The organism is Streptomyces dengpaensis (assembly GCF_002946835.1).
GTDB lineage: Bacteria > Actinomycetota > Actinomycetes > Streptomycetales > Streptomycetaceae > Streptomyces > Streptomyces dengpaensis.
On sequence record NZ_CP026652.1, the window covers coordinates 1,905,890 to 1,919,484 of the forward strand.

11 protein-coding genes are annotated in these 13,595 nt (G+C 70.4%); 5 read left to right on the forward strand and 6 right to left on the reverse strand.

Going from position 1 to position 13,595, the window contains the following annotated elements; genetic code table 11:
• The first annotated feature begins 144 nt into the window (after nt 1-144).
• On the forward strand, nt 145-3,933 hold the full coding sequence (locus C4B68_RS08770) for a S8 family peptidase (protein ID WP_099498821.1): 3,789 nt from the start codon (nt 145-147) through the stop codon (nt 3,931-3,933).
• Nucleotides 3,934-4,043: 110 nt separating this feature from the next.
• Here the strand turns inward: C4B68_RS08770 and C4B68_RS08775 are convergent, their stop codons facing one another.
• On the reverse strand, nt 4,044-4,283 hold the full coding sequence (locus C4B68_RS08775; RefSeq protein WP_240634261.1) for a helix-turn-helix transcriptional regulator: 240 nt from the start codon (nt 4,281-4,283) through the stop codon (nt 4,044-4,046).
• 110 nt (nt 4,284-4,393) lie between these two features.
• Nucleotides 4,394-5,335 (reverse strand): serine hydrolase, encoded by a 942-nt coding sequence (locus C4B68_RS08780; protein WP_099498822.1) that lies wholly within the window; start codon nt 5,333-5,335, stop codon nt 4,394-4,396.
• Between the two features lie 435 nt (nt 5,336-5,770).
• On the opposite strand from C4B68_RS08780, the gene C4B68_RS41810 reads away from it, so the two are divergent.
• Nucleotides 5,771-5,944 carry a hypothetical protein gene (locus C4B68_RS41810; protein WP_167459053.1) on the forward strand — a complete coding sequence of 58 codons (174 nt, stop codon included), beginning with the start codon at nt 5,771-5,773 and terminating at the stop codon, nt 5,942-5,944.
• Nucleotides 5,945-6,099: 155 nt separating this feature from the next.
• Here C4B68_RS41810 and C4B68_RS08785 read toward each other — a convergent pair whose 3' ends face one another.
• Nucleotides 6,100-6,408 (reverse strand): ArsR/SmtB family transcription factor, encoded by a 309-nt coding sequence (locus tag C4B68_RS08785; protein WP_099498823.1) that lies wholly within the window; start codon nt 6,406-6,408, stop codon nt 6,100-6,102.
• A gap of 118 nt (nt 6,409-6,526) precedes the next feature.
• Between C4B68_RS08785 and C4B68_RS08790 the strand changes: the two genes are divergently transcribed.
• Complete coding sequence (locus C4B68_RS08790) at nt 6,527-7,168, forward strand: arsenate reductase/protein-tyrosine-phosphatase family protein (protein WP_099499039.1); 642 nt, start codon at nt 6,527-6,529, stop codon at nt 7,166-7,168.
• A 53-nt stretch (nt 7,169-7,221) separates the two neighbouring features.
• Entirely contained in the window at nt 7,222-7,641 is a 420-nt protein-coding gene (locus tag C4B68_RS08795) for an arsenate reductase ArsC (protein ID WP_099498824.1), read from the forward strand.
• A gap of 238 nt (nt 7,642-7,879) precedes the next feature.
• Here the strand turns inward: C4B68_RS08795 and C4B68_RS08800 are convergent, their stop codons facing one another.
• The 3 genes from C4B68_RS08800 to C4B68_RS08810 all read right to left on the reverse strand — a co-directional run bounded on the left by C4B68_RS08800 (nt 7,880) and on the right by C4B68_RS08810 (nt 12,196).
• Nucleotides 7,880-9,382: a cellulose binding domain-containing protein gene (locus C4B68_RS08800; RefSeq protein ID WP_099498825.1), complete on the reverse strand. Its 1,503-nt coding sequence runs from the start codon at nt 9,380-9,382 to the stop codon at nt 7,880-7,882.
• A 275-nt stretch (nt 9,383-9,657) separates the two neighbouring features.
• Complete coding sequence (locus tag C4B68_RS08805; RefSeq protein WP_099498826.1) at nt 9,658-10,977, reverse strand: radical SAM protein; 1,320 nt, start codon at nt 10,975-10,977, stop codon at nt 9,658-9,660.
• A gap of 211 nt (nt 10,978-11,188) precedes the next feature.
• Entirely contained in the window at nt 11,189-12,196 is a 1,008-nt protein-coding gene (locus C4B68_RS08810) for a hydroxyacid dehydrogenase (protein ID WP_099498828.1), read from the reverse strand.
• A 110-nt stretch (nt 12,197-12,306) separates the two neighbouring features.
• Here C4B68_RS08810 and C4B68_RS08815 point away from each other — a divergent pair, with 110 nt between their 5' ends.
• On the forward strand, nt 12,307-13,590 hold the full coding sequence (locus tag C4B68_RS08815; RefSeq protein ID WP_099498829.1) for an FAD-binding protein: 1,284 nt from the start codon (nt 12,307-12,309) through the stop codon (nt 13,588-13,590).
• Nucleotides 13,591-13,595: the final 5 nt, after the last annotated feature.

Genomic DNA, 13,595 nt, shown 5'->3' on the forward strand with positions numbered 1-13,595 from the left:
GGCCTGCCCGCGCAGGGCCCGTAACCGCGGGGCGGTGGCGGAAAGGTGACTTGGCGCAGGCTGGACAGGCACAGATGCTGACTGGCCGCGCCGGGGCCGCCAGTCTTTGCGCCCATGAGATCAACGAACAGACTGTGGCGGCCGGTGACCCGGTCGCCACACCACCGCTCGGTGGCCATCGCCACCCTCACGGCGGTTCTGATGGGCGTGGCCGCACCCGGCGTCGCTCAAGAGACAGGACCAGCCCGCGCTACGAGCGCGTCGCGCCCGTCCGTCCACACGGTCACGCTGATCACGGGAGACCGTGTCACGGTGAGCCGTCACGCGGACGGCCGCCAGGTGGCCAGTGTCCGTCCGGCACGTGGTCAGGAGGGCGGCGGGTTCAGCACCCGGGAGATAGACGGCCGGATCCACGTCACGCCGCATCTCGCCGTTCCCTACATCTCCTCCGGGCAGCTGGACGCCGCGCTCTTCGACGTCACGGGCCTCATCGAGCAGGGATACGACGACTCCCACGCCAAGAAGCTGCCGTTGCTGCTGCGTTACGGCACGGCATCCGCGGCGTCCGCGCGGAGGGCGCCGACCGGGTCCGAGCGCCGACGGGTGCTGGACAGTGTCGACGGCGTGGCGGTCGACGCCGCGAAGGGCGAGCTGGACCATTTCTGGGACAGCGTCAGCGGCTCACCGGACTCGGCGGCGAAGAATGCGGGCGCGCGCGTCGCGCAGGAGGCGCAGACCGCACGGACCGCGCCCCGCCTGACGGGAGGCCTGGAGAAGATCTGGCTCGACCGGAAGGTACGGGTCTCGCTGGACCGCAGCGTGGCGCAGGTCGGTGCACCCGAGGTCTGGAAGACCGGGGTCACCGGCAAGGGCGTCAAGGTGGCCGTGCTGGACACCGGCATCGACTCGGGCCACCCGGACCTCGTCGGCAGGGTGGGCGAGACACGTAACTTCAGTGCCAGCGACAGCACGCGTGACCTCGTCGGCCACGGCACGCATGTGGCGGCGACGATCGCGGGGTCGGGCGCAGCGGCGAACGGCACCCGCAAGGGTGTCGCACCCGACGCCGACCTGATCGTCGGCAAGGTGCTGGACGACTCCGGTTCCGGCTCGTACTCCGATGTGCTGGCCGGCATGGAGTGGGCGGCCCGTTCGGGCGCCCAGGTGGTCAACATGAGCCTCGGCGGCCCGGCGGCCGACGACGACCCGCTGGTCACGGCGGTGGAGGAGCTGACGACGGAGACCGGTGCCCTGTTCGTCGTCGCGGCGGGCAACGAGGGTCCCGGCACGCAGACGGTCGGCTCGCCGGGGACGGCCCCGAGCGCCCTGACCGTGGGTGCCGTCGACCGGGACGACTCGCTCGCAGGATTCTCCAGCCGTGGCCCCGTCGGTGCGGACGACGCGGTCAAGCCCGATCTGACCGCGCCGGGCGTCGGCATCGTCGCCGCGCGGGCGGCGGGCACGCAGATGGGCAGCCCGGAGAACGACCACTACACCGCCGCGTCCGGGACGTCGATGGCGACCCCGCATGTCGCCGGTGCGGCCGCGCTGCTGGTGCAGCGCCACCCGGACTGGACTCCCCAGGCCGTCAAGAACGCGCTCGTCGGCTCTTCGAAGGTGGTCGCGGGTCAGCGCGTGGACGAGCAGGGCGGCGGCCGGATGGACGTCGCCGGGGCCTTCACCCGGAGTGTCATCGCCTCCGGGAACCTGGACCTCGGTGTGCTCGGTCCCGACGGCGACAGCGAGACGAAGGAAGTCGCGTACACCAACGTCTCCACGAAGCCGGTCACGCTGGCACTGTCGCTGGAGATGAAGCAGGCCGACGGCTCGCCGGCCCCCGACGGCGTCTTCACGGCCGGCTCGTCGTCGGTCACCGTCGCCGCGGGCGAGACCGTGCGGGTCCCTGTGACGGCGCGTACGGCGGACACCACCACGGGCCGCTGGTCCGGCTATCTGACGGCGGTGCCGGACGACGGTACGGCCGCCGTGCACACCACCGTCGCCACGACGGTCCGCGGCGAGATGCGCACACTGACGATGCGCTTCGTCGACCGCGAAGGCCACCCCGCGGCGGTGCCGGTGTTCGAACTCTACGGCTCCGACCAGCGCTTCGACGTGCTGGGCTACGTCCCTCCGTGGATGAATGGCGTGGCTCAGGTGACCGTCCCCGAGGACACGTACTTCTTCAAGACCCTGGTGGCGGGTGCAGAGGTCAAGGGCGGGCACCTCTCCCAGCTGATGCGGTCCGAATTGAAGATCGCCTCCGACATGGAAGTCGTCTTCGACGCCCGTACGGCCAACCCCATCCAGGTCCGTACTCCCAAGGCGGCCGAGCAGCAGGGAATGATCCACTTCGGCGCTTACCGGGCGTTCGGGTCCCGGAAGATCGCCAGTACGACCATCGATTTCGACACGGTCCGCACGGTGTTCGTCACGCCGACCACCAAGCCCGCGGACGGCAGTTTCGAGTTCTATTCGCGCTGGCGGATGGTCGCACCCCGGCTGACCGCCCGGATCAAGGAGAGCGGGGCTCCCGAGCTGAACCCCGTGCTGTTCAACAACTCGCCCGCCGTGGACGGCACGCGCAGGCTGCCGGTCGTCTTCGCCGAGCAGGAGTCGCTGGCCGGGAAAGACCTGCGCGGCAAAGCCGTCCTGATGCGCACCACCGGGGGGTTCCCCGAGCAGGTGGCGGCCGTGGCGAAGACCGGGGCCGCGGCGCTGCTGAGGATCAACGAGTTCCCCGGACCGGTGTGGCAGCCGTGGAACCCGTTGGGCGATCGTGATCCGCTCATCACCACGCACGTCCCGCAGGAGCAGGGCGAGGCCCTGGTGACGTGGCTGAAGGACCGGCGGAACGCGACGCTGGAGCTCTCGGGCACGTCGTCCAGCCCTTACCTGTACGACCTGGCGTTCGTGGAGAAGAACGCGGTGCCGAACCGGCTGTCCTACACGGTGGAGACATCCCCGACGGCGACCGTGGAGTCCCGCTACCACCGGCCCGGAGGCGAGACCTGGACCAGCGAGCAGCGATTCGCGTGGCGCCCCTGGCAGACGACATCGTTCCTGATGGAGACCCAGTCCTTCCTGAAGCTGCCGTCCACCCGGACGGAGACGGTCAGCGCGGGCGACACACTGTGGCAGGAGAGGGTCGCCCACATGCCCTCGTGGAACACGCTGGGCTCCCTCGACTTCGGCCTGACGGGCGGTATCCACCAGTACACCGCCGGGCAGCAGCTGCGTGAGGACTGGTACGGATCCGTGGTCCGCCCGACCGCACCGGCCAAGAATCCCTCCTTCCGCTCGGTGCGCACCGGCGACACCTTCGCCCTGCGGCTCGCGGAGCTGGCCGACGGCGACGGACGTCACTACGGCTTCTCCGGTGACGACCCGACCGACCAGGTGCGCACGCGGCTGTACCGCGACGGCACCCAGGTCGCGGACCAGGCGCGGCCCTGGGGCAGCTTCCCGGCGGCACCGGGCGAAGGCTCCTACCGGCTGCACCTGGAGACCGCCCGCGACTCCTCCGCCTGGGCGTTCTCGACCCGGACCGACACATCGTGGTCGTTCCGGTCCGCGCCGCCGACATCGGGTCGGGAGGCGCTGCTGCCGCTGGTGCTGCTCGACTACGACGTCCCGGTGGACACCTTCAACCAGGTGGACGGTTCGTCGTCGACGACGCTGCGGGTGAGCGCGCGTCACCAGGACGGCTGGACGGGTGCGCGCATCGCGGGCATGCGCGTCCAGGCGTCGGCCGACGACGGTACGCACTGGACGTCCGTGCCGGTCTCGGCACGCGAGGACGGCACGTACGACGTACGGCTGGACCGTGGCCTGACGCGTCACGCGGACTTCGTCTCGCTGCGTGTCAAGGCCTGGGACAGCGCGGGCAACGAGGTCGAGCAGACGGTGGTCCGCGCGTTCGGCGTGCGGTAGCCGCGGACACCGGGCGGTACGGCGGCGTGACCTCCCGCGTGGGGGTGGGGATCACGGCACCGCCCGGAAAGGGGTGCGGCCGGCGGAACACGCCGGCCGCACCTTCGTGTTCAGATCCATTTGCGGCGCGCGGCCTGCCGGCCGAGCTGCATCCTGGTCGCGACGCCGGCGAGGTTCATCATGCCCTGGATACGCCGCTGGACGGTGCGCTTGCTGACGCCGAGCTGTCCGGCGATCGATTCGTCGGTGATGCCCGCGACCGTCAGCGACAGCAGGTGCTGGTGCTCGGGAGTCAGCGAGGCGAAGTCAGCCGTCAGACCGGTCTCGCCGATCCGGCCCTCCGGTGTCACCCGCAGCGGTGCCCCGATCTCCCAGTAGCGCTCGAACAGGGCGATGAGCGCCTCGAGCAGGCTGCTGCCGCGGATGACCGACGGATTCCTGCGCGCCGACAGGCGTGTCGTCAGTGGGCGGTCGCCATGGAGACGGCCGCCCGGGCCGCTCGTTCCACCAGCGAGACGCCGTCCTTCATCGACGTGTTGCCGTCCGAAAGAACCGCGACGAGGTAATGGTGTCCGCTCACCGTGACCTGCCCGACGCTGTTGATGTCCCACAGCCCGGTCGAACTGCGCTGCAGCCAGCCATTCTTCAACGCCCATCCGGAGCCGGAGGCCGCCGAGACGCCCCACGCCTGCTCGCCCACGATGCGGGTCATCAGCGTGCGGATGCAGGTCCGGGAGGTCTCGTTGAGTGCCGTGGAACCCGCGGGTGAGGCCGGGTCGGTGGGGAACACCGTGCGCAGCAGCCGTATCTGGTCGCTCGCCGTCGTTCGTGTCAGCCCCCACTTGGCGCCGGGGCCGCCTTTGGTCGAGGTCAGCCCCAGTCGTCTGTTCGCCGCGTCCAGGCCCGACGCCAGGCCGATGCGCCGCCACAGCGCGTTTGCCGCGGCGTTGTCGCTGCGCTCGATCATCGCTTCCGCATGGGAGCGTTCCTGCTTGGTCAGGCCGCGTCCGGCGTCCTGCGCCTGAAGCAGCGCCGCGGCCAGGATGTTGACCTTGACGATGCTCGCGGTGTCGTAGGGGGTGTCGTCGCCGTACACCGTGGGCTTCCGGTCCGTGCCGTCCAGGTCGAGTACCGCAGCCGTCACCCGCGCCTTCCGCTGCGGCTTCACCAGCGCGAGGAAGCGAGCCGTGCCGGCGTCCCGCTGCGCCAACGCCGTGGCCGCCGGCGCGGCGTCCGGCCGCGCCGAGGCCGTGGCCGCGGCGGCCGGGTGGAGTGTGCCGGCCGACAAGAGCGTCGCCAGTGTGGCCACGAGAACGCCGGCACAGACCGCGGCGCGCCCGCCGTGGGGCCTGCGCCTCGCGGCGCTCTGCGGGTGTGACAGAGGGGACGGTCGGTGCGGCATGGTGAGTGGCCTCGGCAGTTCACGTGGGAGCAGCACAGCACTGAGAACCTAAACAAAACGCCCGTTCCGCGACGTGACGGCTGCCACGACGGAGCCCGTTCGGCACGAATTGTGGGGAGAACCACACCCTCCGGAGTGGGCGGTCCCGCCAGGCCCGCCGCCGTGACTTGGGCATTCACCCGAACCGATCATCGCTTCGTTATTCCCGCCCACCCCTCCGGCCGCCATGAAATACCCCACGCAAATGCCGTACAACATTCAACTGAATCGGTCTCTGGCCCAGCGGAAGAGGGCCGAACGCCGTACTGACCCTCGCCCTGTCCTCGCCTCACGGACACGCCCGGCTGAGAGCCCCCCTCCCAGCGGTGGCCGACTGGCTGGAGCGCACACGGCAAGCTGCCCGAGCCCGGCGCCTGGCATGTGTACGGATCACTGATGACCGACGTCGAACGCCTGCTGGCCGACCTGGACCGCGCGGACCGGTTCACTGCGGCCGCTGTGGCTCCGCGGCCGGGGACGGCCTCCGCGGCCCGCACGAGCGCGTGCCCGGACTGCGAACCGCAGACCGCGACAGCCACCGCTGCGCCCGGCGCCCCGAGGCTCGGATGAGCGGCCGTTGGGGCGGCCGCCACCGAGCCGGCGGGGTGGCGGGCTCGCCGAACATCGCGTTCGCCAGGACGGCACGCGGATCTGACGGACTCCGCGGCGGACTCGTGGGCGGCGGTCAACAAAGACTCCTTGGCAGTCGCCTCAAGCGGCGGGGATCAGGGGCAGGACCGCTTGTTGCCGGCCGCCGTCCGGGCGGACTCGGCCAGGTCGGCGAACTGGTCCGCGAGCGAAGCGATGACATCCGGGCGAAGCTTGTAGTACGTGTACCGGCCGCACGGCTCCGTCTCGACGACCCCGGCCTCGCGCAGCACTCTCAGGTGGTTGGAGAGGTTGGTCTGCCTGGCGCCGGTCTCCTCCACCAGGTGGGTGGTGCAGAGGGTCTCCTTGGCAAGCAGGGTCACGATCTGCAGCCTGAGCGGGTCGGCCAGAACCCGGATCAGATCAGTGTCGACTGACGTCATCATGGGCTGATACTCTCACATCACCCACAGCTGATACCAGCCTGGGCTGATCTTTGCTCGCCCCTGGGACCCGCATCCAACACCCGTTGGGCCCAGGACCATTGAATTGAAGGGGGTCACCATGGCTTCCTCCTCACCCCCCGCTCTGCCTGATAAGCACCTCGCGGCCAGCGTGGCTCGGCTCGCTCTGCGTTACCGGGGCCACTTCTCCGCGGGAACCATCCAGCGCGTCATCACCGACTCGTACGAGCGTCTCGCCGAGCACGCCCACGTCCGTACCCACCTCGTGGTACTGACCGAGCATCTGACGAAAGACCGGCTCGACGCCCTCGCGCACATCCAGGGCGCGCCAGGCGTCGGACTTCCGCGCGTGCTGTTCGTATGCACCCACAACGCCGGGCCCTCCCAGATGGCCGCCGCCCTTCTCGCCCACCGGGCCCACGGCCATGTGGTCGTCTCCTCCGCGGGCACGCATCCCGCCGTCGAGGTCGAGTCGGCTGTCCGGCAGGTGCTGGCCGAGGTCGGTGTCGACCTGAGCAAGGCCGCCTTCCCCAAGCCGCTGACCGACGAGGTGGTCCGGGCCGCCGACATCGTCATCACCATGGGCTGCGGCGACGCCTGCCCCGTCGTACCAGGGCGCCGCCGCTACCTGGACTGGCCCATTGCCGACCCCGTGGGCGCCCCGATCGACGTCGTACGCGGCATCCGCGACGAGATCGACGCCCACATCACCGAACTGCTCGCCTCCCTGCCGAGCACCTGACCCCGTACCCGATCCCGCACCTCCTGCTTGATCCACCGACGAAGGAAGAACCGATGCCCTCGACCCCGCTCGCCTCCGTGCTGTTCGTCTGCGTCCACAACGCCGGGCGTTCGCAGATGGCCGCCGGATTCCTGAACCACCTCGCGGGCGACCGGATCGAGGTCCGCTCCGCCGGCTCGATCCCGGGCGACCAGGTCAACCCGGCCGCGGTCGAGGCGATGAAGGAGGTCGGCGTCGACATCTCCGACCAGCAGCCGAAGATCCTCACCACCGAGGCCGTCCAGGCGTCCGACTACGTCATCACCATGGGCTGCGGCGACGCCTGCCCGATCTTCCCGGGCAAGAAGTACCTCGACTGGGCCCTGGAAGACCCGGCCGGCAAGGGTGTCGAGTCCGTCCGCCCCATCCGGGATGAGATCCAGACCCGCATCGAGGCCCTGATCGCCGAGATCGACGCCCAGCAAGAGGCGTGACCTCCGTGGGCCGGACCTGATGGCGAACATGCGAGCCCTGACGGAGCGCTTCGGCGCGGAGATGCCGGCTTTACGCGCGAGAATGCGGGGCGGCTTTGAAGGTCCGGTCGCCGCTGTCCCTGACTGCGGCCGGGAATGCCGCCCCGCCGGAATCAATCAACGGCCCCCGCCGCGCGCGAGAGCACTACACCGCAAGCATTCGTTACGCACAATGAAGAAGATCAATCCGCAAGGAAGATCAACCCGCGCTCGTACAACTCCCTCCATTCAGCGTGAAGTCGTTCGGAACCGAGTTCTCGTCATGCCAGTAGCCGACGAAGCCGACGGCGAAGGAGCCGTCGGCGGAGACGGACCTGTCGTAGTCGGGGGCGGTCACGGTCACCCGGGAGTCGTGCTGGACGTGGTCGCCGTCCCACAACCGGCGGATGCTCTGGCCATCACGGAAGGTCCAGTCGAGCTGCCAGCTGTCGATGGCCTTGGCGGAGGTGACGCTGACGGTGGCCTGGAAGCCGTCCGGCCACTCGTCGACGATCCTGTACGTCACCCTGCAGGTCGGGGGCGCGCTCTTCGTGGGCTTGGGGTCGGGCTCCGGGGCGGCGGGCTTCTCGGTGGCGGGAGCCGAGGACGAGGACCTGCCCCGGGGTTTCGTCTCGGGCTTGGTCGTGGGTCTGCTGGTCGTCTCTTCCGGCTCGGGCGACACCAGCGAGCCCTCGGCGCGCGCGGTGGCCGAGGGGGGCGGAACGACCGGGTCCGCCACGGGCTGCCGGTCCGCCGAGTCTCCGCGTGCGGAGTCACCGTCGCTCTTGGCGTCGCCGAAGGGCATCAGCGAGACCGTGAGCGCCAGCGCCGAGACGACAACGGCGCTGACCAGGAGGCCGGTTCGGCCGAACCGGGGCACGGCCGCCTTGCCCTCGGCGAGGCCCGTGTCCACGGTCGCGTCCGTACGTCCGCCCGCGAGGCCCGCCTCCGCGGCCCGGCGCCGGCGCTCCAGATACCCGAGACCGCCCCAGCCGATCACCCCGGCCGCGAGCGCCGCGGGCAGCCCGCCACCGTGCAGCCGCAGACAGGCGGCCGCCTCCGCGCAGTCGACGCACCGGGCGAGATGCCGGGTGAGGTCCTCGGGCGTCTCGGCGCCGGGTGAGCGGGTGACCGCGTCGAGGAGCCGGGCATAGCTGCGGCACTTGGCGTCCATCGGCGTGTCGAGGTGGTTACGATGGCACCGGGCCCTGAACAGGTCCCGCACCTGGGCGAGTTCCTCCGCCGCGGCCGCCGGGTCGAGGCCGAGCCGCCGGGCCACCGCGGGCAGCGGCAGCGCCTCGACCTCGGCCAGCCACAGCAGTGCCGCGTCCGATTCCTGCATGTCCCTGAGGCCGCGCAGCGCGAGCGGACGGCGCAGCGGCGGCCCGGTGTAGCGGGCGGCCTTCTCGGAGTTGAGCCACAGCCTGAGGTCGGGGTCGAGCCGGTGGCCCTGCCCGTGCGCCTCCCATTCGGCGGCCGTGGTCCGAACGGACGTCAGCAGCAAGGGAATCCGGGGCAGCCGGAGCGCCCTGCGCCCGGTACTCTTCGTTCCCGAGGTGGCCGCACGCGTCTCACGGATCCCGTGGGTGAACGCCTCGGTGGCCAGCTGGCCGGCCGCGGCGGAACCGGCCGTGCACAGATCGGCGTACGACAGGACCGCGTCCCAGCACTCCGAGAACAGCGCGGCCTCGGCGGCGTCCTGGGGGGTCGGCAGCTCGGGCATGGCGGGCTCCTGCATCCACTGCTTTCGTATGCAAAGTCATGCAATGCCCAACTCACCGCATTAACAAGGTAGTTGGGGTTCCGTTTCGCGACGGGCCCGAGCCTTTCACGGTTCCAACACAACTGACAAGCGGCGTCGTCAATGGATGCGGCGAGCGACCCGGCAGTGGTCCGCCGCGCGGCGAGTGGGCCGCGCGGCGGGTCAGCCGGATCGGGCGTTCGGCGGGTCAGCCGAGTCGGCCGCGCGGCGCATCAGCCGAGTCGGCCGCGCGGCGGTTACGCCTTCGACGGTTCTTCCGCCGGAAGACTGTCCATGAAGGAGCTGACGGAGAAGACCGCGTTGCCCGGTCCGGGCGGGCCGTATCCGGGCGGGGAGGACAGCCCGAATTCCTCCATCGTGGCGCGATAGGCCTGGAGCAGGCGGATGTGGTACTCCAGCGGCGCGCCCTGCGGGTTGGCCTTGCCGAGCGGAGTCGTCGGCTCCGGGCACCAGGTGGTGAAGCGGGGCGTGATGCCGTGCGACATGAAGAAGCGCAGCCCCTCGGTCGTGGACGCGATGGCCTCGTCGACGGTGGTGAAGCCGAAGGGCTCGGCCATCTCCACGCCCGCCACGAAGTTGGGGATGACGTTGCGCGCGCCGAAGATCTCCGCCGAGTCCAGGATCCGCTTGTGCCACTCGTCCCGGCCGACGTACCGCTCCTTGCCCGGGCAGTACAGCTCGAACAGGCGCCGGTCCCACACCTCGTAGTTGGGGTGGTAGATCTGCACCCCGTAGTCCTTGAACCGCTGCACGTCGTCACGCGGCAGCGCCTGCGCGACGACCTTCCCGATCCACCGTCCCGGGAACCGCTCCTCGATGGCCTTGGCATAGTGCCCGTAGAAGTCGGCCTCGTCGCGGCCCGCGACCGTCTTGGTGATCGCGCCGCCGGTGAGCGTGTAGGCGGTGGACGCCTTGGCGGTGTCGTACCGGTCGATGATCTCCAGCGCTTCGAGGACCTCCTCGACGTCCTTCACCCCGGTGTACGGGCGGCCCGCCGCCTTGTGCTGGCGCCAGTTGTGGTTGATGTCGCAGTACTGGCACTCCTCCTTGGCACCGAAGTACTGGCAGACGCGGAAGACGGTGAGGTAGATGAGATAGCCCCACTGGATCGTCGGGGCCACCTCCATCACGGACTTCCCGTTGGAGAGCGTGTGCCGGTAGTACTCGGGCATCGGCGGCACCCCGACGTCCGAGATCCGCTTCCCGTCGAGGTAGAGCCCGAGCATGCCGTCCTCGTCGGCGGCGACGCGATACGGCGAGGCGGGATTGACGCGTACGGACACCACGGTCCGCCGCAGGTCGTACGGGCCGCCCGTGAGGATGATCTCCTCGGGCGGGCGCCGCAGCGCGGCCTCGCCCAGTTCGGGCAGGGTGCCGTGGTCGAAGGAGAAGATGAAGTACGACTTCGGCTTGACCTCACCGCTCTCGTTGTCGCTGAGGGCGGAGGCGTCGAAGGCCACACCCCCACGGAGCAGGTCCTCCTTGAAAACGGCTTCCCTCGGCACATGCGGGAACCGCTCCATCAGATCCTCGACCAGCGCGGTACGGCTGCCCATCGCGTATCTCCTCCCGGCTCAGACGTACGACTCCTCACGGTATGCCCCCGGCGACGGCCCCGCCGCGCCGGGTGCTGGTTAAGCCCGTCCGGCGTTTGAGGACGAGGCCGTCCAGGCCGAGCGGGGGTCCAGGGGCAGAGCCCCCTGGAAGGGCCTGGGGCGGAGCCCCAGAAGGATGGGACGGGTAGGGGCAAAGGGGGCGAAACCCTCTTCACGCACCCCGCTCCAGCCCTTCCCGATCAACCCGAAACGCCAAGTCCCTCCCCGCCACCAGCCGTTCCATCTCCCCCACGACCGTCACCCCCAGCCGCGCCAGCTCGTTCCCCTGAGACCCCGCCACGTGCGGAGTAATGAAAGCGTTCGCCAGCTCATGAAGCGGCGAGTCCACCGGCAGCGGCTCAGGCTCGGTGACGTCCAGAATCGCGCTGATCCGCCCGGCCCGCAGCTCCTCGATCAGCGCGTCGTGGTCGACAAGCGCACCGCGCGCAGTGTTGATGAGGACCGACCCGGCGGGCATCAGGGCAAGTTCGCGGCGGCCGATCATGTGCCGGGTCTCAGGGGTCTGCGGGGCATGGACGGTCACGATGTCACTGCCGCCGAGCAGGTCGTCCAGCGGCAGGAGGGGAACACCCAGCGCGGCGGCCCCGGCCTCGTCGGCGTACGGGTCGGCGAGGCTCACCCTCAGGTCGAAGGGACGGAGCAGTTCGATGAGCCGCCGGCCGACACGGGAGGCCCCGACGACGCCGACACGGCGGCCGAAGTTGCCGATGCCGGGGGAGATATCCCCGTAGGGGAAGGCGCTTCGGGTGCGCAGGCGGTCGCGCTGCGCGAAGACGTCCTTGCCGGCCAGCAGGATCATGGCGAGCGTGTACTCGGCGACGGGCAGCGCGTTGGCGCCGGCCGCCGACGACACGACGAGCCCGCGCTCCCACACCGCGGGGCTGGTGAAGCCCTTGACGGATCCGGCGGCGTGCAGAACGGCACGGAGTTTCGGCGCCGCGTCCAGGGCGGCACCGTCCAGTGCGGGGCACCCCCAGCCGGTGATCAGGATCTCGGTCTCGGCGAGGCGGTCGCGGACGTGAGGACCGGTGAAGTCCCGCGCCACCAGCGAGGGATCGATGTCTACGAGCTCGCGCAGCCGGGCCAGGGCGTCCGGAGGGAAGATCTGCGGCACGTTCTCGGCAGTCATGGCGAACATCGCCACGGGACGCTCGGGCAAGGAGGTGACCTTCCGGCTCGGTGGCTTCCGCGATAGAAACCGTTCTCTACGGTAGGTATCGGCGCATGAGAGGGTCAACGGAAGCGACTTTCCGGGGAGGGACGACAGCGATGACCGAGACCCTGACCAACTGGGCCGGCAACATCACGTACAGCGCCAAGGAACTGCATCGGCCCCCATCGCTCGACGGGCTCCGCGCACTGGTCGCGGACAGCGCCCGCGTACGGGTGCTCGGCAGCGGTCACTCTTTCAACGAGATCGCCGAGCCGGGCCCCGAAGGCGTCCTGATCTCGCTGACCGCGCTGCCGCCCGCCGTGGACGTCGACACGACGGCCCGTACGGTACGGGTCTCGGGCGGCGTCCGGTACGCCGAACTCGCCCGCACAGTGCACGAGCACGGGTTCGCGCTGCACAACATGGCGTCCCTGCCGCACATCTCCGTCGCGGGCTCGGTCGCCACCGGCACGCACGGCTCGGGCGTCACGAACGGCTCGCTTGCCGCCGCCGTGCGTGAGGTCGAGCTGATCACGGCGGACGGCTCGACCGTGACGCTCGGCCGGGGCGACGAGGGTTTCGACGGTGCCGTGACCTCGCTGGGCGCCCTCGGTGTCGTCACCGCGCTCACCCTCGACCTGGAGCCGGACTTCGAGGTGAGCCAGCACGTCTTCACCGAACTCCCCCTGGAGGGCCTGGATTTCGAGACCGTCGCGGCGACGGCGTACAGCGTGAGTCTGTTCACCGACTGGGGCCGCCCCGGCTTCCGGCATGTGTGGCTCAAGCGGCGCACCGACCAGCCGCTGCCGGACTTCCCCTGGGCGGCGCCCGCCACCGAGGCGATGCACCCGGTGCCGGGCATGCCCGCGCGCAACTGCACCGAGCAGTTCGGCGTCCCGGGCCCCTGGCACGAGCGACTCCCGCATTTCCGGGCGGAGTTCACCCCGAGCAGCGGGGCCGAGCTCCAGTCGGAGTATCTGCTGCCGCGCCCGGCCGCCCTCCCCGCGCTGCACGCCCTCGACGCGATCCGCGAGACGATCGCGCCCGTGCTGCACATCTGCGAGGTGCGGACCGTCGCCGCCGACCGCCAGTGGATGAGCCCGGCGTACGGCAGGGACACGGTGGCGCTGCACTTCACCTGGGTCGAGGACACGGCGGCCGTGCTGCCGGTGGTGCGGCGGGTCGAGGAGGCGCTGGAGCCGTTCGAGCCCCGGCCGCACTGGGGCAAGGTGTTCACGGTGCCGGCGTCGGTGTTGCGCGGGCGGTATCCGCGCCTCGGCGAGTTCAGGGCGCTGGTCGCGTCGCTCGATCCGGCGGGCAAGTTCACCAATGCCTTCGTGGGGGACTTCCTCCACCGGAGAACCGGAAGTTTTTCCGTACCGAGTCAAGGGCTGAGCTAGGAGAA

Bases quoted from the DNA above. Each gene is read 5' to 3' on its own strand.
- C4B68_RS08780 (WP_099498822.1), bottom strand. From the start codon at position 5,335: ATGCCGCACCGACCGTCCCCTCTGTCACACCCGCAGAGCGCCGCGAGG.
- C4B68_RS41810 (WP_167459053.1), top strand. From the start codon at position 5,771: ATGACCGACGTCGAACGCCTGCTGGCCGACCTGGACCGCGCGGACCGG.
- C4B68_RS08785 (WP_099498823.1), bottom strand. From the start codon at position 6,408: ATGATGACGTCAGTCGACACTGATCTGATCCGGGTTCTGGCCGACCCG.
- C4B68_RS08790 (WP_099499039.1), top strand. From the start codon at position 6,527: ATGGCTTCCTCCTCACCCCCCGCTCTGCCTGATAAGCACCTCGCGGCC.
- C4B68_RS08795 (WP_099498824.1), top strand. From the start codon at position 7,222: ATGCCCTCGACCCCGCTCGCCTCCGTGCTGTTCGTCTGCGTCCACAAC.
- C4B68_RS08800 (WP_099498825.1), bottom strand. From the start codon at position 9,382: ATGCCCGAGCTGCCGACCCCCCAGGACGCCGCCGAGGCCGCGCTGTTC.
- C4B68_RS08805 (WP_099498826.1), bottom strand. From the start codon at position 10,977: ATGGGCAGCCGTACCGCGCTGGTCGAGGATCTGATGGAGCGGTTCCCG.
- C4B68_RS08815 (WP_099498829.1), top strand. From the start codon at position 12,307: ATGACCGAGACCCTGACCAACTGGGCCGGCAACATCACGTACAGCGCC.